The organism is Streptomyces longispororuber (genome assembly GCF_014656095.1).
Lineage (GTDB): Bacteria > Actinomycetota > Actinomycetes > Streptomycetales > Streptomycetaceae > Streptomyces > Streptomyces longispororuber.
Window position 1 is genome coordinate 54,889 of record NZ_BNBT01000023.1, and the last position, 19,963, is coordinate 74,851.

Genomic DNA, 19,963 nt, shown 5'->3' on the forward strand with positions numbered 1-19,963 from the left:
GCCCGCGACGGTGCCTCAGGCCTGGGTCGGGGCGGTGTCCTGAACCCCGCTCGGCGTGGCGGTGCGGCGGAACAGCAGGTCGTGGACGACGTGGCCCTTCCTGAGCCCCTGGCCCTCGAAGCGGGTGAGCGGGCGGAAGTCGGGGCGCGGCGCGTATCCGCCGTCCTCCTGGGTGTTCTCGAAGTCGGGGTGCGCGGTGAGCACCTCCAGCATGTGCTCCGCGTACGGCTCCCAGTCCGTGGCGCAGTGCAGCACCGCGCCGGGCTTGAGGCGGGGCGCGAGCAGCGTCAGGAAGTCCGGCTGGATCAGGCGCCGCTTGTGGTGGCGGGCCTTGGGCCAGGGGTCGGGGAAGTACACCCGGGCGCCGTCCAGGCTCTGTGGGGCGAGCATCTCGCGCAGCAGGATCACGGCGTCGCCGTTGGCGACCCGGACGTTGGTGAGGCCGGCGCGGTCCGCGAGGTTCAGCAGGTTGCCCTGGCCGGGGGTGTGCACGTCCACGGCGAGGATGCAGGTGCCGGGGTCCGCCGCCGCCATCTGGGCGGTGGCCTCGCCCATCCCGAAGCCGATCTCCAGGACGACGGGCGCCTCGGTGCCGAAGAGCTCCGCCAGGTCCAGCACCCGCTGTCCGTCGATGTCGAAGCCCCACTTCGGCCACAGCCGCCGCAGGGCGTCGCCCTGAGCGGTGGTGACGCGGCTGCGGCGCGGCGTGAAGCTGCGGATGCGCCGCTCGAACCGGCCGCCGGACGGGTCGGGGGCGGGACCTTCGGGAAAGCGGGGGGCGCCCTTCGGGCGGGAGTTCTCAGACACAGTGCCACCGATTTTAGTGCGGCCGCACCCGGCCGGGGCTCCCCGTACCCGCTTCGTACCGGTCCAGGGGGCTGCGGGGAATCCAGCCCGTCCGGCGGTCGAGGACGAGGCCGAAGGCCGATGCACGCGCTCGGCGACCGCGCCAGGCTCAGCGCAGCGCGGCCAGGACCCGGCGGGCCACCTCGCGGCCGATCGGGAGGGAGGCGGTCGCCGCGGGGGAGGGCGCGTTCAGGACGTGCACCGTCCGGTCGCCCTCCCGTATCAGGAAGTCGTCGACGAGCGTCCCGTCCCGCAGCACGGCTTGGGCCCGCACCCCCGCCGGGGAGGGCACCAGGTCCGCCGCCGTGACGGCAGGAAGGAGTCTGCGCACCGCGTCCGTGAACGCCGCCTTGGACACCGAGCGCCGCAGCTCCCCGGCCCCGTACCGCCAGTGCCGCCGGGCGATCTGCCAGGAGCCCGGCCAGGCGAGCGTCCCGGCGAGCTCCCGGGGCCGTACGACCCCCCAGTCGTACCCCTCGCGGGCGAGCGCGGGCACCGCGTTCGGCCCCACGTGGACGCCGCCGTCGACGCCGCGGGTGAGGTGGACGCCGAGGAAGGGAAAGGCCGGGTCCGGCACCGGGTACACCAGGCCGCGCACCAGCTCGGGCCGCGTGAGGGTGAAGTACTCCCCCCGGAAGGGCACGATCCGCATGCCGGGGTCGTCACCGGCCAGGCGGGCCACGCGGTCGCAGTGCAGCCCGGCGCAGTTCACGAGGACCTTGCCGCGCACCACGTCGCCGCGGGCGGTGCGCACGGCGGCGCCGAGGCCGGGGCGCCGGTCGACGCGGACCACCTCCGCGCCGTACCGCAGCTCGGCGCCGGAGGCGCGGGCGAGCTGCTCGGCGACCGCGCCGTAGTCGCAGATGCCGGTGGTGCCGACGTGGATCGCGGCGAGGCCGCGCACCTCCGGCTCGTACTCCGCTATCTGGGCGCGGCCGAGCTCGCGCACCGGGATGCCGTTCTCCCGGCCGCGCTGGACGAGGGCGTGCAGGCGGGGCAGCTCGGACCGGTCGGTGGCGACGACGAGCTTGCCCGTGACCTCGTGCGGGATGTCGTACTCGGCGCAGAACTTGACCATCTCGGCGGCGCCGCGCACGGCGAATCGTGCCTTCAGCGAGCCGGGGCGGTAGTAGATCCCGCTGTGGATCACGCCGCTGTTCCGCCCGGTCTGGTGGCGGGCGGGGCCGGCCTCCTTCTCCAGGACGGTCACGCGGGTCCCGGGCGCGGCACGGGTCAGGGCGTGCGCGACCGAGAGCCCGACGATCCCGCCCCCGACGACGAGCACGTCACAGTCGTACGTCACGGCACCCCGACCCATCGCTCCTCACCTCCCACCCCGATAGTGCCCTGCGCCACTGACAACGCCGGTAAACGTGGTCCTGAGCACTCGGGACGCGGGGCCGCGCGGCCCCGCTCACGCCGGGGCGACCAGCAGCGGGCGCGCCCGCTCCCGCAGCTCCACCACCCGCGGCTCGTCGCCGTAGGGTTCGAGCCGGTGCAGGAGGTCCTTCACGTACTCCGTGGTGCGGGCGGAGGAGATGCGCCCGGCGACCTCCACGGCCCGGACGCCCTGCTCGCAGGCGGCGTCCAGGTTCCCGGACTCCAGCTCGGCGACGGCGGAGACGACGAGCCGCAGGCCGTGGGAGCGGACGAACTCCTCGGTGGGCCGCGACAGGGCCTGCTCGGTGAAGCGCCGGACCTGGCGGGGGGCCTTCAGGTCGCGGTAGCACTCGGCGGCATCGGCGGCGAACCGGTCGTAGGAGTAGAAGCCGAGCCACGACGGGTCGTGGTCGCCGTCGCGGGCGCGCTCCAGCCAGCCCTCGGAGGCCCGCAGCGCGGCCCCGGCCGCCTGCGCGTCATGGGCGCGCGCGTGCGCGCGTGCCTCGACGAGGCGGAAGAAGCTCATGGTCCGGGCGGTGGCGAGGCCGCGGTTGCGCTCCAGGGCGGCCTGGGCGAGGTCGACGCCCTCGTCGCCGAAGCCGCGGTAGGTGGCCTGGAGGGACATGGACGCGAGGACGTAGCCGCCCAGGGGGACGTCGGCCGCCGCGCGGGCCAGGCGCAGCGCCTGGATGTAGTACCGCTGCGCGGCCTCCTGCTGGCCGGTGTCGAAGGCCATCCACCCGGCGAGCCGGGTCAGCTCGGCGGTGGCGCCGAACAGGGCGCGGCCCACCTCGTCCGAGTACGAGCCGAGCAGCAGCGGCGCCGCCTCGACCCGCAGGCACTCCGGGACCATGGACGAGCGCCAGTCCCCGCCGCCGTACTTGGAGTCCCACCGCCGGGCGTCCTCGGCGGCCTCGCGCAGCTTCAGCACGTCGCTGTGGCCGACCTTCATCGGCGCGCCGCCGTCGTCCGCCCGGGCCGCGTCCCGCGGCCCCTCGCGGCTGGCGTCGCGCGCGACGGAGCTGTCGGCCGGGGTTATCAGCCAGCGGGACGCGGGCGTGGCGTACGCGCTGACGGCGAAGGAGCCGGCCAGGGACTGCCAGATGCCGCCCCCTCCGGCGCGGCGGCCCGCGAGGTCGAGGCGGTACAGCTCGGTGGCCGACTTCACGGCGGCGCCGACGTCGCGCGGGAAGGCGAGGCCCACCTCGGGCGCGGGGTCCGCGTCGGCGAGGCCGATCTCGTGCAGGGGCACCGGCCGGCCGAGCTTCTGCCCGATGGCGGCGGCGATCAGGTGCGGCGCGGCGCCCTGCGGCACCATGCCCTTGGATACCCACCGGGCCACCGAGGTCTTGTCGTACCGGAGGGTCAGCCCGCGCTGGGCGCCGAGGTCGTTGACCCTGCGGGCGAGTCCCGCGTTGCTGATTCCCGCGAGGGCGAGAACGGTGCCGAGCTTTTCGTTCGGCCCGCGTTGCTCCCTGGACATGCGCCACCCCTCGACACAGACGGCTGCCGGCAGGTGTGACCGCGCGGCATTCGCGCCGCGTTCCCCCGGGGGCGGCGACCGGGGGTCCTCGGTGCGTACGGCGGGTCGCGCGCCGCTCCCCCGATCCCGGCCGCAAGCGCGCGTGGCCGAGCCCCCAGGTATATGCCTCCGCGAGAACAACAGCACACCCAGCGTAGTTCGGTGAATCCCAAGCGTTAAGAGGCGCAGTTCCGGATGGCGGGATTGTTGTCCGTACGGGCGTGCGGCGCCGTCGGGGCGTGCTCCGGGTGTGTGGCCGTGCGCCTGTGTGTGCGCTCTTCTACGGCCACCGGGGGAGCGTTTCCATGGATGACGCGTGGGTCGGCCCGCTGCGCTGGAGTCAGCGGGCTGGGGGACACCGCCGCCTCCATCCCCGCGGGCGGCGGACCGGTCCGGGAGGCGAGCACCGCCTCCCGGGCTGTGCGTGCGCCGTTCCGCCCCTGGGGGGCGTGTTCGGCCATGGCTGATTTGGCCGAAAATCGCTGTCGCCTGCCCGTGCCCGGACCGCCCGACACGCCCGGGCCGACGCCGTCGGCTCCCTCTGCGGCCCTCGTCGGGGTCCCGTGCCGACGTCGCCGACGTCCGCCGCCTCCTCCGCCTACGTCGTTGCCGCCTCAACGAACGATCATCCTGGGCGTGTTCGCGCCGGTACGAGCGCCGTCGCGGGCCCTCTCGTGCGCCGCCTTCGTGGCAGCATGGGTCCCCAGTCCCTCGGTCGGACGGGTGCACTGGTTGTCCACAGCCTGTGGAGGCGGCGATGCGGTGGTTGGTGGGGTGGAGCAGTACCACCGCGAGGCCCTCGGCCGCCGTCGGCGCGGCGGGCGCCACCGGGGACGACGGCGAGACCGTGCACCCCGTGGGGTCCCAGCTCCTGTGGGGCGACCCCGACCCCCTGTGGGCCGTCGGCGACTGGCGCCCCGACGAGGTGCGCACGGTCAAGGCCGACGACCGGACCCGCATCGCCGTGCTCGGCACCTGCGGCGCCAGCGACGAGGAGCTCCGGGTCAGCCTGTTCGCCGCCCGCGGCGGCGCCCTGCGGCACCTCACCGCGTGGCCCGGCAGCTACACCGCCGTCGTCCAGGTCGGCCGCCGCGTGATGATCGCCGGTGACCTGGCGGGCGCCCGGCCCGTGTTCTACACCCCCTGGGCGGACGGCACGGCCTACGCGACCGCCGCCCTGCCGCTGGCCGACCTCATCGAGGCCGACCTGGACATCGGCCACCTCGCCGCCCTGCTCGCCGCCCCCGACGTGCCCGAGGCGCTGCTCGACTCGACGCCGTACCAGGGCGTGCGTCGCGTGCCCCCGGGGCATGCCCTCATCCTCCGCGCGGGCGCACGGGAGGTCGCCGGGTACGAGCCCGTGGCGTCGCTCGCCGTCGCGGCACCCCCCACCGACGAGGCCAGCGCGGTCGACGGCGTCCGGGACGCCCTCGTCGAGGCCGTACGCGCGCGCCTGCGGGCCCCGCGCCACGTGCCGGACATCGACCCCGGGCCCGTGCCCGGCATGGGCCCCGCCGAGCGGCGCGCGGCCCGCGGCATGCCGGTGCCCGGCATCGGCGCCGACCTCTCCGGAGGCCCCGCGTCCGGCACCCTCGCCCTGCTCGCCGCCGGCCTCCCGGGGGTGCCCGGCACCGTCCTCGGCCACGGCACCGGGGCGGGCGAGCGGCTCCTCGCCGTGACCTTCAACGACCTCGCCACCGGCGGCCGAGAGGCCGAGCTGGAGCGCGCGGGCGCCATCGCCGCCAACCCGCGGCTGCACCACGTCGTCGTCACCGGCGGCGAGGAGGTCCTGCCGTACGCCGACCTGGACGTGCCGCTCACCGACGAGCCCAGCGGCGTCCTGGTCGCCGCCCAGCGCCACCGCGTCCGGCTCGCCTCGGGCAGCGCCGACCACTTCACCGGCTACGGCGCGCGGCAGGTGCTCGACGCCCACCCCGCGCGCCTGGCCGACCTCCTCATGGACCGCAAACGACGGCACCTGGTGCGCCCGGTGACCGCCCTGGCCAAGGCCGAGGGCTCGGTCCTGGTGCCCGCGCGCGTGTACGGGGCCGCGCGCCGCCTCGCCCGTACGGCCCACAGCGCGGGCGTGGAGACCCTGGCCGACCGGCTCCTGCACCGCCGCTTCGAGGAGCCCGGCGGCGCCGTCGGGGCCTCGCTCGCGGCCCTCGCCTGGGCCAGACCGGGGCCGGCCGCGCGCTGGCTGACCGGTGAGGCCCTCGCTGAAGTATCGGTTCGTCTCCAGGAGACGACGACGCGCCCCGGGCCGGGCCCCGGGCAGCGCCCCGGTGAGTTCCGCGCGCGGGCGGCCCTCTACCGGCACGCCGCGGACCTCCGCATCCTCGAACAGGCCGCGGAAGTGCGCTCCCAGCGCCTGCACGCGCCGTTCCTGGACAACCAGGTCGTCCGCGCCTGCCGCGCCCTCCCCGAGTCCCTACGGGTACGCCCCGGGGCCCGCGCCGAGATCCTGCGCAGCGTCCTGGAGGGCTCCGGGGTCACCGAGCTCCCGCCCGGCTGGGGCGCGCCGTCCCACGCCTCGAACGCGGCCGCCGCCCGCACCGGGCTGCGGGTGGCCGTGGACGGCCTGGTGGCACTCTTCGACGCCCCCCTGCTCGCCCAGGCGGGCCTGGTGGAGGCCCGCGTGGTCCGCAAGGCCCTGCGGGCGGCGGCCGAGGGCGAACCGGTCCCCCTGGACGGCCTCGCCGACCTGGTCGCCACGGAGGTGTGGCTGCGCCGCCTGCTGTCCCGCAGGGGAACCTGCTGGACCGGCACCCCGGCCCGCCAACGCGCGGTACCCACGGGAACGGTGGTGCCACAGCAGGGGTCCCTGGGAGCGGGGCGGGCCCCGCATTCGCTGCCGGGGTAGGGCTACGGGTCTGGCGCGGGGCGCCCTAGCCCGTCCGCCCTCGCTCGCTCGGGCCGGGTGGGGCGGTCATGTCGGCCCGTGGGTGTTTTGGGGGTGAGGCGCGGGCTGCGGGTGTCCTGGGGCGGTGTGGTTCGGTGTTGTGCGCGTGGTGCTTCCTGTCCGTTCTCGCTCCGCTCGGGTCGGGTGGGGCGGTCATCTCAGCCCGTCCGGCGTTTGAGGACGAGGCGCGGAGCGCCGATCACGGGGGTCCAGGGGGCGGAGCCCCATGGTTTCGGGAAGGGGCGGGATTGGGGAGCCCCCGGCAGGGCACCCCCACGCAGCCGCACGCAGGGCGCCGGGTGCAGCCCCGGCGGGACCCCCGGTGCGGCCCAGGCGGGGCACCTCCGCCAAGCCTCACCCCCGCACCCGGCGCAGCCAAGGCGTGGCACCCAGCGAAAACGGTACGACGCCCCGATCACCGACCAGCCAGAATGAACACCGTGCGGTATCGAGTGCTGGGCGCCACGGAGGCGCACGACGACAAGGGAACCCCCGTCCCGGTGGGCGGCCCCCGCCTCCGCGCACTCCTCGCCGCCCTGGCCCTGAGAGCCGGCCGCGCGGCCCCCGTCGACGCCCTCATCGACGACATCTGGGCGGGCGACCCGCCCGCGGACGCCCCGGCCGCGCTCCAGGCCCTCGTCGGCCGCCTCCGCAGAGCCCTCGGCAGGGACGCCATCACCTCGGAGCCCGGCGGCTACCGCCTCGCCGCGCGCCCCGACGACATCGACCTCCACCGCTTCGAACGCCTGGCCCGCGAGGGCACCGCCGCCCTGGACCGCGGGGACCCCGCGACCGCCGCCCGCACCCTGCGCGAGGCCCTCGCGCTGTGGCACGGCCCGGCGCTCGCCGACCTGCCCGACCGCACCGCGGCCACCCGCCCGGAGGCCCGGCGCACCGAGGCCACGCGCGCGCGGATCGAGGCGGACCTGCTGCTCGGGCAGGCCCTGGACGTACTGCCGGAGCTGCGCGAGCTGACCGCCACGCAGCCGTACGACGAGACGCTGCACGCCCTGCTCATCCGCGCGCTGCGCGACGCGGGCCGGGGCGCGGACGCGCTCGCCGCGTACGAGCGGGCGCGCCGCACCCTCGCCGACGGCCTCGGCACCGACCCGGGCCCGGAACTACGGGCGCTGCACGCGGAACTGCTGGCGGCGCCGGAGCCGGGTAGGCCCGGAACGGGCACCGGCCCCCCGGGCCGCAGGACCACAACCACAGCGCCAGCCACAACCGCGGCCACCGCCGCAGCCGTACCCGAGCTACCCCAGCCGAACCGGTCCCCGGTGGAAGACCGCAGCGCGGATGACCGCGACGTGGGTGACCGCGACGCGGAAGGCCGCAACGCGGATGACCGCCGCACGGAAGGCCGCAGCGCAGAAGGCCGCAACGCGGAAGACCACGACGCGGAGGACCGCAGCCCGGACAAGGACCGCACCCCCCAGCCCCCGCACCATCGGCCCGACCCACACGAGCCCCACCCTGAGCGGAAGGGGAACATCCGCCCCCGCTTGACGTCTTTCGTCGGCCGGGAACCCGAACTCGCGGCCATCCGTTCGGACATACACGGGGCCCGCCTGGTGACGCTCACCGGACCGGGTGGCTCCGGCAAGACCCGCCTCGCCGAGGAAGCCGCCGCCGGGCATCCGAGCGCGTGGCTGGCCGAGCTCGCCCCGCTCGACCGGCCGGAGGCGGTGCCCGGTGCCGTCGTCAGCGCGCTCGGCCTGCGCGAGACCGTGCTGATGACCAGCGAGCTGACGGCTCCGCAGGACGACCCGGTCGCCCTGCTGGTCGAGTACTGCGCCCCGCGCAGCCTGCTCCTGATCCTTGACAACTGCGAGCACGTCATCGACGCCGCCGCCGAACTGGCCGAGACCCTCCTCACCCGCTGCCCGGGTCTCACGATCGTCGCCACCAGCCGCGAACCGCTGGGCGTGCCGGGCGAGTCCGTGCGCCCCGTCGAGCCGCTGCCGCCCGACCCGGCGCACCGCCTCTTCGCCGAGCGGGCCGCGGCCGTGCGCCCCGGCTTCGACGCCACCGCCGACGCCGGGGCGGTGGACGAGATCTGCCGCCGCCTCGACGGCCTGCCCCTGGCCATCGAGCTGGCCGCCGCCCGCCTGCGGCTGCTCACCCCCCGGCAGATCGCCGACCGCCTCGACGACCGCTTCCGCCTGCTCACCAGCGGCGCCCGGACGGTCCTGCCCCGACAGCAGACCCTGCGGGCGGTCGTCGACTGGTCCTGGGACCTCCTGGACGACGCCGAGCGCACGGTCCTGCGCGAGGTGTCCGTCTTCGCGGGCGGCTGGGACCTGGAGGCCGCCGAGGCCGTCTGCACCGGCCCCGCCGCCGACCTCGTCGGCGCCCTCGTCGACAAGTCCCTCGTCGTCGCCACGCCGGGCGCGGGCACGGACGACGGCGGTATGCGCTACCGCATGCTGGAGACCATCCACGAGTACGCGACCGAGCGCGCCGCCGAGACCCCCGAGGTGCGCGCGGCCGCCGAGCACCGCCACAGCGCGTACGTGCGCGCGCTGGTCGAGCGCGCCGAGCCGCTGCTGCGCTCCGCCGAGCAACTGCCCTGGATCGGCCGCCTGGAGACCGAGCTGGACAACATCCGCGCGGCACTCCAGCGGGCCATCGCCCAGTGCGACGAGGACCAGGCCACCGCTCTGGCCCTCGCCATGGGCTGGTTCTGGTGGCTGCGCAACTACCGCGTGGAGGGCTCCGAGTGGGTCAGCCGTGTCCTGCGCATGACGGCACCGCGGCCGCCCGCACCTCCCGAGCCGTCCCGGTCCCCCGTGCGGCCGCCCGCCCCGTCGGCGAGCACCCCGTCGTCGGCCGCCTTCGCGCCGTTCCCCTCCGAGACCGCCCGGCTCAACGCCGGTCTCGACACCGACCTCGCGGACGAGGACCACCCGCTGTACTGGCCGCGCATGTCCCTGCGGATGCTGCACCTGTTCCTGACGCTGGAGTCGCGTCCCTCGGAGGTGCTCGCCGACGACCGCGCCCGGCGGTACGTCCTGCGGGTGCGGGACGCCTTCGCCCGGCCCGTCCCCGCGAGCGGCCGCTTCCCCGGCCTGGTGTGGCCGTTCACGCTGTACTTCCTCGACGAACCGCACAACGTGGTGTCGTACCTGGACGCGGCGGTCGGCAACTGCCGCCGCTTCGGCGGTGACTGGGAGGTCTCGATCACCCTGATGTTCCGCGTGCACACGGTCATCGACCGGCCCGGCGACCTCGCCGGGGTCGACGAGGACCTGGCGGAGCTGCGCGAGCTGAGCCGGCGCGTGGGCGACCGCTGGCTGCGCGCGCAGGTGTGCAGCGCGGCGGGCGAGGCGGCGATGGCCCGCAGCCACCACGCCGAGGCGCGCGCGGAGTACGAGGAGGCGCTGCGGCTCGCGTACGAGGTGGGGGCGCACGCCGAGACCCCGTTCCTGCTCGCCCGGCTCGCCGAGATCACCTACCGCGAGGGCGACCGCGAGCTGGCCGCCAAGGGCCTGGACGAGGCAAGCGCCGAGGCCGACCGGTACGGGGTGACGGACTCCCGCGCCTTCGTGCGGCTGATGCAGGCCGACATGGCGCTCACCGCGGGCGACCCGCAGCGGGCGCGGGCGCTGTGCGAGGCGGCCCGCGCGGAGGGGGAGCGCGGCACGATGCCGCCGCAGTTCGCGGTGGGCATCGGCCATGTGGAGGCCCGGGTCACCGCCGCGGAGTCCGGGCCGCGGGCCGGCCTCGCCGTGCTCGCCGAGGTGCTGCGGACGGCCCTGCACCACCGCTGCTCGGACGTCATGACGGCGAGCCTGGTGGACGCCGCCGCCGTGCTCTTCCTGAGCCTCGGCGAGCACACGCGTGCCGCCCGGCTGCTCGCACTCGCCACCCGCTGGCGCGGTGGCCACGACCGCCCCATGCCGGACCGCGCCGAGGCGGCCCGCGTCGAGGCCGAGGCCCGCGCGGCGCTCGGCCCGGAATGCTACGACCGGGAGCGGGAGGCGGGCGCCGCGCTGACCGTCGACGACGTCCTCGCGGAGCTCGACCGGGCCGGCTGAGCCGGAGGCTGCCCCAGGCCTTGGCCCCGCTCGCCCCCGCCACGCCGCGCCGGGCGCCTCACACGCAGCGGAACCGCGACTGCGCCCAGTCCGCGAGGGCCACCGAGTCGAACGAGGTGTGGGGCTCGACGACCAGGCGGATCGTGCTGCGACCCGTCAGGTCGACGTGCACGGGCACGGCCGGGTCACCGCCCCGCACCAGCGGCGACCGCCAGAGCCGCACCCCGTCGCCGTACACGGAGAACCGCACCGCGCCGAGCCGCATCGTCATGTCGTCGACGCCGACGAGCGCCTCGTACGCGGTGCAGGTCCGGTTCAGGTCGATGGTGACCGAGGAGGTGCCGTGGACGGTCACGCCGTGGCTGTACCGCGTGTCCGCGACGGAAAGACCCCGGCGCTGCCACACCCAACTGCTCTCCCCGAGCCGCATCTCGGGCTTGGTGCCGTCGCCGATGACGCCGTACTGCAGCTCGTTCCACTGGTAGACCACCGGCGCGGGTGTGGGAGTGGGCGTGGGCGACGGCGTCGGCGTCGGCGTCGGCGTGGGTGACGGTGTGGGGGTGGGCGTGGGAGTGGGCGTCGGTGTGGGCCTGGGCGGTGTCGGCCGCGGCTCCGGCGCCGGGGGCGGCGGCTCCGGCGCGGGCCTCTCCACCGGCGGCGTCGGCTTCGGCGTCGGCTCGGGGACGGGCTCCGGCGCGGGCCTCGGCGGGGCCTTGGCCGGCGGGAGCGGCCCCGGCACCGGCGCGGGCGTCTCGGGCTGCGGCAGCGGCTTCGAGGACGGCGGGTTGCGCGGTATGACGGGCTCGGCGGGCGGCGCCTTGGCCTTCGCCGGCTCGTCCTCGTCGGAGCCGCCGGCCAGCGCGAGCGCCAGGGCCACCCCGGCCGCGACGACGGCACCCGCCACGATCCCCGCCTTCGCCGGCGTGCCGAGCCCCTCGGACGCCGCGCCGCCCGCGCCGCCGCCACCGCCCTTCGCCGCCCCGGCGGCACCCGCCCCCGCGGCACCGCCGCCGACCAGCGCGGCCACCTTGCCGTACCCGGCGGCACCGAACCAGCCGATGACCGCGATCGGCACGACGGCGGGGATACCACTGGCCACTTCCTCGATCTGGCCGGCCGCGAGCCGGCACTCGGCGCACTCCTCCAGATGCTTGCGCAGGCCCCGCTCGGCACGGGTGCGCAGGCCGCCGCGGGCGTAGGCGCCGAGCCGGTCGGCGTAGCGCGCGCACTCCTCGCTCTGGGTGAGCGCGGCGCTCACATGGGCCTGGAGGTACGCCTGCTTGAGGCCCTCGCGGGCCCGGCTCGCGAGCACCCGGGTGCCGTTGGCGTCGAGCCCGAAGAGCGTGGCGACCTCACTCGGCGACTCGTCCTCGACCTCCGTGTGCCACAGCACGGCCTGCCAGCGCTCGGGCAGGCTGCGGAACGCCCGCATGGCGAGCGACTGCTCGGCCTCGTGCAGGGCGCGGACGTCCGCGCCCAGGTCCAGACCCCCGCCGAAGGAGCCGAAGGACGCGGTGTCGTCGGACGCCTCGGCGCCCCGGGCCGCCTGCGCGGCGAACACCGCGAAGTCGTCGACGAGCTGCTCCCGCTTCGCCGACTTCGTCCACCCGGCCGCGACGCGCCGCACCGTGGTCAGCAGATAGGCACGCACGGCGTACTCGGGTCCGGAGCCGGAGCGCACCGCCTGGAGCATCCGCGCGAACACCTCGGCCGTGAGGTCGTCCGCGGTGTGCGCGTCCCGGCAGCAGGTGCGGGCATAGCGGCGCACGGCCTCGGCGTGCCTGCGGTACAGCTCCTCGTAGGCCGCGTCCTGGCCCGCCCGCATCCGGTCGATCAGGTCGGCGTCCGAGGACGGCACGTCACCGCCGTGGGCGCCGGACGATCCGCCCGCCGAACCCGGGGGTCCGGCCGAACCGCCGCTGCGCTGCGACGGCACGCTCGCGCCGGGCCCGGGTGCTCCGGACCCTTCGCCTGCGCCACCGGACGCGGAACCCGCGCCCTTGCCGCCGTGACGTCCGCCCGGTCCTCCGCCGCCGCGGCGACCGCCCTGGCCGGGCACCTGCCGCGCGGGCAGCCCGCCCTGCCCGCCGCCCCGCTCGCCGTCGGGAGAGACGGGGTCCGGCTCGTCGCCGGGAGGGCGCTCCGGCTCACCGCCGGGAGAGGTGGGCTCGTCCTGCCCGTCAACGCTCATCGCGGAAAGCCCCCGCACGCACTAGCAGACCCGGACACGCGGGAAAGAGTGCCACACGGTGACGCCCCGTCGAATAGGGGTGACGAGCAACCACCCATCCGGGGTGAGTTACCGGAACGGAGCACTACCGTTCACCCCTTCGGGGAATGCTCAACCCCTTGCGGACATGATCGGGGTTGAGCATTCCGTACCCGTAAGGGCCCGAACGAGGGTTACGAAGGCCGCGACCGGAGCCCCTCCAGGAGGATGTCCAGGAGGCGGGACGACGCCGCGGCCTGCTGTGCGGCGTCCGGCAGCGAAGGCGCCGCCGTCGCTATGACGAGCAGCACGTCCGACACCGTCACGTCCGCGCGCAGCTCACCGGCCGCCCGCGCCCGGTCCACCAGCCGCCCGACGACGTCGAGCAGCGCCGCGGCTCCCGCGTCGTCGCTCTCCTGCGCCGGCGCGGAGCGCTGCTCCACGAGCCGCAGGTCCGGCGGGAGCGACGGCGGCATCTGCCGCTGCTGCGGCACCCGGGCCTCGGCGGCCTCCGCGACGCCGGCCCCGGTGATCGCCGCGCCGCCGGCCGTGCCCGCCGCCTCGGCGTCGTCGTCCACGCTCACGCGCAGCACCTGCGGCGGCAGCAGCCGCCCCGCGCCCGAGGCCACGGAGGTCCGCAGGAAGCGCGAGAGCGCCGACCACGGTTCGTCCTCCTGCCCGAGGGCAGCGCGTGCCTGTTCGGTCAGCCGGGAGGTCTCCTCCTCGGCTATCCGTCGCACCAGTACGTCCTTGCTCGGGAAGCGGCGGTAGACCGTGCCGACACCGACACGGGCCCGCCGGGCCACGTCCTCCATCGGCGCGCCGTACCCGAGCTCGCCGAAGACCTCGCGGGCGGCGCGCAGGACGTGCTCGAGATTCCGCTGCGCGTCCACACGCAGCGGTGTCGTACGCGCCGCGTCCCCCACTTCCCGTCCGTTTCCGCTGGAGGCGACGGCAGGTGCCGGCGCTGTCGCGGAAGTCCAGTGAGAGTCCTGAATGTGCATATGTTTTCCCCCGGTAATGACGTCTCCCCCCGGAGACACTCCCCGTCATCGATGACCGGCGTGTGAGGAGCGAGCCATGCACGAACCCGGCAAACCGGACTCGACGAGCGCATCCCCCGACACCCCGACGTCACACGAACATAGTTGAGCCAGAGTCAATTCAGAAGAGGCGGGTTCCGCACGGGGTGCCCCCCGATCGGAGTACGCACCGGTTCCCACCCGATTGCACCCTGTACCACCACCCCACCACCCCCCTCTGACCTGCTCTTATTCCAAGGACTCGGCCAAGTGGACGACCCATCGCCGCCCACTGCTTCCGGTCATACAAATTGCCGAGCCTGTGGACAAACACGAAGTGCGGGTGCGTCATGGGATGGTGACGGAACCTGTGCGCATTCTCGTTGTCGGCGGTGGCTACGTCGGGATGTACACCGCGCTGCGCCTCCAGCGGAAACTCAAGCCGGAGCTGCGGCGCGGCGAGGCGGAGATCGTCGTGATCTCGCCCGATCCGTATATGACGTACCAGCCGTTCCTGCCCGAAGCGGCGGCCGGGTCGATCTCCCCGCGCCACGTGGTCGTCCCGCTGCGCCGCGTCCTCGACCACTGCCGCATCGTCGTCGGCGAGGTCACGGCGATCGACCACGCCGAACGCACCGCGTCCTTCACCACGCTCGCCACCGACGAGCAGGGCTCCGGCCCCCTCGACCTCGCCTACGACGAGCTCGTCCTCGCCCCCGGCTCCGTCTCGCGCACCCTGCCCATCCCCGGCCTCGCCGACCACGGCATCGGCTTCAAGACCGTCGAGGAGGCCATCGGGCTGCGCAACCACGTCATCGAGCAGATGGACATCGCCTCCTCCACCCGCGACCCCGCCGTCCGTGACGCCGCCCTGACCTTCGTCTTCGTGGGCGGCGGCTACGCCGGCGTGGAGGCCCTCGGCGAGCTGGAGGACATGGCCCGCTACGCCGCGCGCTACTACCACAACATCAAGCCCGGCGACATGAAGTGGATCCTCGTCGAGGCCTCCGGCCGCATCCTGCCCGAGGTCGGCGAGGAGATGGGGAAGTACACGGTCCGCGAGCTGCGCCGGCGCAACATCGACGTCCGCCTGGAGACCCGCCTCGACACGTGCGAGGACCGCGTCGCCGTCCTCAGCGACGGCGCCCGCTTCCCCACCCGTACGGTCGTGTGGACCGCCGGCGTCAAGCCGAGCCCGCTGCTCGCCGCCACGGACCTGCCGCTGACCGAACGCGGCCGCCTGAGGTGCACGCCGAGCCTGACGGTCGACGGCGCGCCGCACGCGTGGGCGGCCGGGGACGCGGCCGCCGTCCCCGACGTCACCGCCGAGCAGCCCGGCGCGGAGTGCGCCCCCAACGCCCAGCACGCCGTGCGCCAGGCCAAGGTCCTCGGCGACAACATCGCCGCCTCCCTGCGGGACAAGCCCCTCCAGGAGTACCGGCACAAGTACGTCGGCTCGGTCGCCTCCCTGGGACTGCACAAGGGCGTCGCCCACGTCTACGGCCGCAAGCTGAAGGGCTACCCCGCGTGGTTCATGCACCGCGTCTACCACCTCAGCCGGGTGCCCACGGTCAACCGCAAGTCCCGCGTACTCGCCGAATGGACCCTGTCCGGCCTGTTCAAACGCGAGATCGTCTCCCTGGGGTCACTGGAACACCCGCGCGCGGAGTTCGAACTCGCGGCCGGAGGCGGACGCCCGAAGGAGTCCTGATGATCCCTTTCCGGAACTCCCCGGGCGGGCCCGGCGTCTGACGGATGTCAGTCCGGTCGGCCAGACTGGACGTGTGACCATGAGCGGGCCCCTGAGAGCCGGGGCCCGCACCACGCCATGCTGTGTCTTCCCGGGAGGCGGCGCCGCCCGCCGCACCGCCACCGGCCGAACGCCCGGCCGTACACCCCCGCCCGATCCAGAAGCGACATCACGAGGCCTACGCAGTGAACTTCACGCGCTGGAGCGCCCGGCTCCCCGGAACACAGCGTCGCGCCGCGGCGCGCACCGAGACCGGTGGCTCCCCGGCACAGCGGGGTGACTCCGTCCCCGCCGCCCGCGCCGAGCGCCTCACGCAGACGTTCCCGGACGGCGTCGACGGACTCCCGGCCCGCGCGGTCCTCGACAGCATCCCCGCCCTGGTCGCGCTCGTGCACGGCCCCGACCACCGCATCGCGTACGTCAACGACGCGTACACGACGGCGTTCGGCCCCCGCCCCACCGGCGCCCCCGCGCGCGAGGCGCTGCCCGAGCTGGCCGAGGTCGGCCTGCTGCCCCTCATGGACCAGGTCCTGCGCAGCGCCCGGCCGCGCACGGTCAAGTCCCGCAAGGCCCCCGGCGGCCGGTCGTACACCTTCACCTGCACCCCCGTGTCGCTGCCCCTGGGCGGCCCCGCGGCGGACGCGCGGGACGGCGGCGTGCTGGTGTTCGCCGCCGACGTCACCGACCACGCCGAGGCCGCCGAGCGGCTGCGCGCCAGCGAGCGCAGCCAGCGCGAGACCGCCGTGACGCTGCAGCGCTCCCTCCTGCCCCAGGAGCTGGAGCAGCCCGACGACCTGCGCATCGCCGCCACCTACCAGCCCGGCGGCACGGACGCCGCGGTCGGCGGCGACTGGTACGACGTCATCACGCTCGGCGGCGGCCGTACCGCCCTGGTCATCGGCGACGTCATGGGGCGCGGCGTCCGCGCCGCCGCCGTCATGGGCCAGCTCCGCACGGCCGTGCGCGCCTACGCCCGCCTGGACCTGCCGCCGCACGAGGTGCTGCAGCTCCTGGACGGCCTCGCCGCCGAGATCGACGCCAGCCAGATCGCCACGTGCGCGTACGCGGTCCACGACCCGAACGAGGGCAGCCTGGCGTACGCGTCGGCGGGCCACCTGCCGATCCTCGTCCGGGACGAGAACGGCACCATCCACCGCGCGGACGAGCCCACAGGACCGCCGCTCGGCACCGGCGGCTGGCTGCACACCTCGGGCTCCGTGCCGCTCGGCCCGGGCTCCACCGCGGTGCTGTACACCGACGGCCTGGTGGAGCGGCGCAGCGAGGACATCGACGAGGGCGTCGCCGCCCTGGAGCGCGCCCTCGCGGGCGCCACCGGCACGCCCCAGGTGGTCTGCGACCGCCTGATCCGCGCCCTGGGCGTCACGGCCGACCACGACGACGACGTCGCGGTCCTCGTCCTCCAGCAGCCCGCCCGCACGGGCGCGGACGCGGACCTGTTCCGCAACGCCGCCCTGGAGCTGCTCGGCGGCGTGGAGGCGGCCCCTCGCGCGCGTGCCTTCGCCACCGGCGTCCTGGCGAGCTGGCGCTTCCCGCCGGACCTGCTCGACCTGGGCGTCCTCGCGGCCAGCGAGCTCGTCGCCAACTCGCTCCAGCACGGCACGCCCCCGATGCGCCTGCGGCTGCGCCGCACCGACCGCCGCCTGATCATCGAGGTCACCGACGGCGACGACCACCTGCCCCGGCGCCGCCGCGCCGAGCCCGTGGACGAGTCCGGCCGGGGCATCGCGATCGTCGCGACCATCGCCTCGAACTGGGGCTCGCGCCGTACGCCCGGGGGCGGCAAGGCGGTGTGGTGCGAGTTCGCGCTGCCACGCGCCTAGGGGCCGATACGACGACGCGCGCGGGGGCGGTGCCCACGCGCGCGCGTAAGTCGACGATGTCCGTACCGCTGCTCCTAGGAGTGGGCGCTCACGGCTTCCGGGGCGCCCTGGGCCACGATCCGGCTCTTCTGGGCGTACGGGTGGTTCTGCGCCGGGGTGAGGTGCTTGCCGAGCCGCAGCGCGAGCACCGTGATGCCGAGCGAGAAGAGCAGGAACGTCACGACGTACGGGGCGTGCAGCGTGGCGCCCATCGGGCCGCCCACGGCCGGGCCGACCGCCAGGGCGAGCTGCTTGACCAGGGCGAAGGCCGAGTTGTACCGCCCGACCATCGACTCCGGGGCCAGGTCGGCGACCAGCGGGGCGACGGTCGGCGCGAGCATGGTCTCGCCGATGCCGAACAGGGCGTACGTCGAGATGAACGCGGCGGTCGCCATGGCCTGGCTGACGTGACCGAGGCCGGCGTACCCCGCGGCGATCCACGCGACGGCCCAGATGAGGCCCACGGTGGCGATCACCTGGGAGCGCCTGCGGCGCTCGACGAAGCGCAGGACCGCGAACTGGGCGAGCACGATCGCCCCGGTGTTGGCGGCGAGCGCGATGCCGAGCGTCGACGGCGAGATCCCGGCGGCCTCGACGCCGTACGCCGAGAGGCCGGACTCGAACTGGCCGTAGCAGGCGAAGAACAGGACGAACCCGAGGACACAGAGCTGGAGCATCACGCGGTTGCGGAAGACGTCCTTCATGCTGCCCCGGGCCTGCGGCGTGGCGTCCGCGATCCGCGGCGAGCGGGGCAGGCGCGCGGTCAGCATGATGCCGGCGAGCACCAGGAAGATCACGGTCTCGATGGCGAAGAGCAGCGTGAAGTCGCCGGGCCGCTCGTGCTTCACGAGCTGGCCGCCGATGAGCCCGCCGACGCCGAGGCCCAGGTTCTGCAGGAAGAACTGCATGGCGAACGCGCGCGTACGGGTGTCCGGCGTGGAGCACTCGACGATCATCGTGGCGAGCGCGGGCTGCATGACGGCCTGACCGGCGCCGAGCGCGCCCGCCGAGACCAGGACGAGCGGGGCGCTGCCGGCCAGGCCGAGGCTCAGCGCGCCGACGGCGGCGGTCAGCAGCGCGGCGACGAGGACGGGCAGCGGCCCGCGACGGTCGATGGCACGGCCCGAGAAGGGCAGCACGATGAGCGCGGCCACGGCGAAGGCGGCGAGCACGAGGCCCGCCGTGACGGCGCCGAGGTCCCTGACCTGTGCCACGTACACGTACAGGAAGGGGACGGTGAAGCCGAGGCCGAACGCGCTCAGTGCGTTGCCCACGTGGATCCGGCGCATCGCGGCACCCATCACCTTGGTCACTTTCACCTGCCTTAGGAGTGAAGACTTCGAAGCTAAAGTTAGGATCTAAACAATACACATCGAAGGACTTCGACGGCAAGCGAGGGCGTGCCATACTGCGCCCATGGGTGACACCCCCGGCCCCGCAGAGCCGACACTCGAAGAGCAGATCGCCGCGTACCAGCGGGAGTTCCAGGACCTCGACCCCCAGGTCGAGAAGATCGTCTCGGCCCTGGGCCGCCTCAACCGCCGTATGAACGTCGCCTACGGCCGCCAGACCGCGACCCTCGGCATCAGCAACGCCGAGTGGGAGGTCCTCAAGGCCCTGGTTCTGGCCGGCGCGCCCTACCGCATGGGCCCCGGCGAGCTGGCCAAGCGGCTCGGCCTCACCCCGGCGGCCATGACCCACCGGATCGACCGCATGGTCAGCGAGGGCCTGGTCACCCGGGAGCGCGACGAGAACAACCGCGTACGGGTGATCGTGGAGCTCACGGACGAGGGACGCGAGAAGTGGCTGGAGGCCATGCGCCTCGCCACGGTCTTCGAGGAGGACCTCCTGCAGGACCTGTCCCCCGGCGAGCGGGGCGTCCTCGGCGAGGTGCTCACGCGGCTGCTGCGCCGGGTGGAGCACGCCCAGCCGGACGCCGGCGGGCGTCTCACCGACCTCGACTGATGTTCACGGAGGCGGGGGTTGACACCGCCACGCCGGGTCCGTAAGGTACTTCGAGTTGTCGCGGGGCCGTAACGGTTCTGCGGCGGCACCTCTCGCCGCTGAGGCGGCACCAAACCACCAGCACGATCTCCCCACGGGACAGTTTTCGGCGTGCCCGAATTCCATTCCGGAAGCGCGATTATGAATCGCCGGGGGAATCCGCTAAAGTTTGGAACGTCGGAACGGCCCAACAGCCGCGAGGACAAACCCGGTTGACTGGGAATCAGGCCCGAAAGGATCTGATAGAGTCAACACCGCCGGAAGGCCGAAAGGCCGGAAAGCACCGAGGAAGTCGGAACGGACCGGGAAGCCGGAAAGATCTGATAGAGTCGGAAACACGAAATACCGAAGGGAAGCGCCCGGAGGAAAACCCAAGAGGGTGAGTACAAAGGAAGCGTCCGTTCCTTG

At 74.8% G+C, this 19,963-nt stretch carries 11 protein-coding genes; 5 read left to right on the plus strand and 6 right to left on the minus strand.

Annotated features, from left to right (window positions below):
* Window positions 1–15: 15 nt before the first annotated feature.
* The 3 genes from trmB to IE330_RS10920 all read right to left on the minus strand — a co-directional run bounded on the left by trmB (window position 16) and on the right by IE330_RS10920 (window position 3,709).
* Window positions 16–807, minus strand: a complete 792-nt coding sequence (gene trmB / locus IE330_RS10910) for a tRNA (guanosine(46)-N7)-methyltransferase TrmB (protein WP_190135710.1) — start codon at window positions 805–807, stop codon at window positions 16–18.
* Window positions 808–955: 148 nt separating this feature from the next.
* Window positions 956–2,164 carry an L-2-hydroxyglutarate dehydrogenase gene (lhgD, locus tag IE330_RS10915; protein WP_190135711.1) on the minus strand — a complete coding sequence of 403 codons (1,209 nt, stop codon included), beginning with the start codon at window positions 2,162–2,164 and terminating at the stop codon, window positions 956–958.
* A 96-nt stretch (window positions 2,165–2,260) separates the two neighbouring features.
* Window positions 2,261–3,709: an NsdA family TPR-like regulatory protein gene (locus IE330_RS10920; protein ID WP_190135712.1), complete on the minus strand. Its 1,449-nt coding sequence runs from the start codon at window positions 3,707–3,709 to the stop codon at window positions 2,261–2,263.
* A 796-nt stretch (window positions 3,710–4,505) separates the two neighbouring features.
* On the opposite strand from IE330_RS10920, the gene IE330_RS10925 reads away from it, so the two are divergent.
* Together IE330_RS10925 and IE330_RS10930 are read left to right on the plus strand one after the other, a co-directional pair.
* Window positions 4,506–6,611: an asparagine synthase-related protein gene (locus IE330_RS10925; RefSeq protein ID WP_190135713.1), complete on the plus strand. Its 2,106-nt coding sequence runs from the start codon at window positions 4,506–4,508 to the stop codon at window positions 6,609–6,611.
* A gap of 479 nt (window positions 6,612–7,090) precedes the next feature.
* Complete coding sequence (locus IE330_RS10930; protein WP_190135714.1) at window positions 7,091–10,690, plus strand: AfsR/SARP family transcriptional regulator; 3,600 nt, start codon at window positions 7,091–7,093, stop codon at window positions 10,688–10,690.
* A 58-nt stretch (window positions 10,691–10,748) separates the two neighbouring features.
* Here the strand turns inward: IE330_RS10930 and IE330_RS10935 are convergent, their stop codons facing one another.
* Both IE330_RS10935 and IE330_RS10940 read right to left on the minus strand, forming a co-directional pair.
* Window positions 10,749–12,881, minus strand: coding sequence for a sigma-70 family RNA polymerase sigma factor (locus tag IE330_RS10935; protein ID WP_190135715.1), 2,133 nt, complete (start codon window positions 12,879–12,881; stop codon window positions 10,749–10,751).
* A gap of 212 nt (window positions 12,882–13,093) precedes the next feature.
* On the minus strand, window positions 13,094–13,903 hold the full coding sequence (locus IE330_RS10940) for a TetR/AcrR family transcriptional regulator (RefSeq protein WP_190135716.1): 810 nt from the start codon (window positions 13,901–13,903) through the stop codon (window positions 13,094–13,096).
* Window positions 13,904–14,276: 373 nt separating this feature from the next.
* On the opposite strand from IE330_RS10940, the gene IE330_RS10945 reads away from it, so the two are divergent.
* Together IE330_RS10945 and IE330_RS10950 are read left to right on the plus strand one after the other, a co-directional pair.
* Window positions 14,277–15,632, plus strand: a complete 1,356-nt coding sequence (locus IE330_RS10945) for an NAD(P)/FAD-dependent oxidoreductase (RefSeq protein ID WP_190135717.1) — start codon at window positions 14,277–14,279, stop codon at window positions 15,630–15,632.
* Window positions 15,633–15,856: 224 nt separating this feature from the next.
* Window positions 15,857–17,512 (plus strand): ATP-binding SpoIIE family protein phosphatase, encoded by a 1,656-nt coding sequence (locus IE330_RS10950; RefSeq protein ID WP_190135718.1) that lies wholly within the window; start codon window positions 15,857–15,859, stop codon window positions 17,510–17,512.
* A 74-nt stretch (window positions 17,513–17,586) separates the two neighbouring features.
* On the opposite strand, the gene IE330_RS10955 is transcribed toward IE330_RS10950, so the two are convergent.
* On the minus strand, window positions 17,587–18,864 hold the full coding sequence (locus IE330_RS10955; protein ID WP_190135719.1) for an MFS transporter: 1,278 nt from the start codon (window positions 18,862–18,864) through the stop codon (window positions 17,587–17,589).
* 103 nt (window positions 18,865–18,967) lie between these two features.
* Between IE330_RS10955 and IE330_RS10960 the strand changes: the two genes are divergently transcribed.
* Window positions 18,968–19,516, plus strand: a complete 549-nt coding sequence (locus IE330_RS10960; RefSeq protein WP_190135720.1) for a MarR family winged helix-turn-helix transcriptional regulator — start codon at window positions 18,968–18,970, stop codon at window positions 19,514–19,516.
* The last annotated feature ends 447 nt before the right edge of the window (window positions 19,517–19,963 follow it).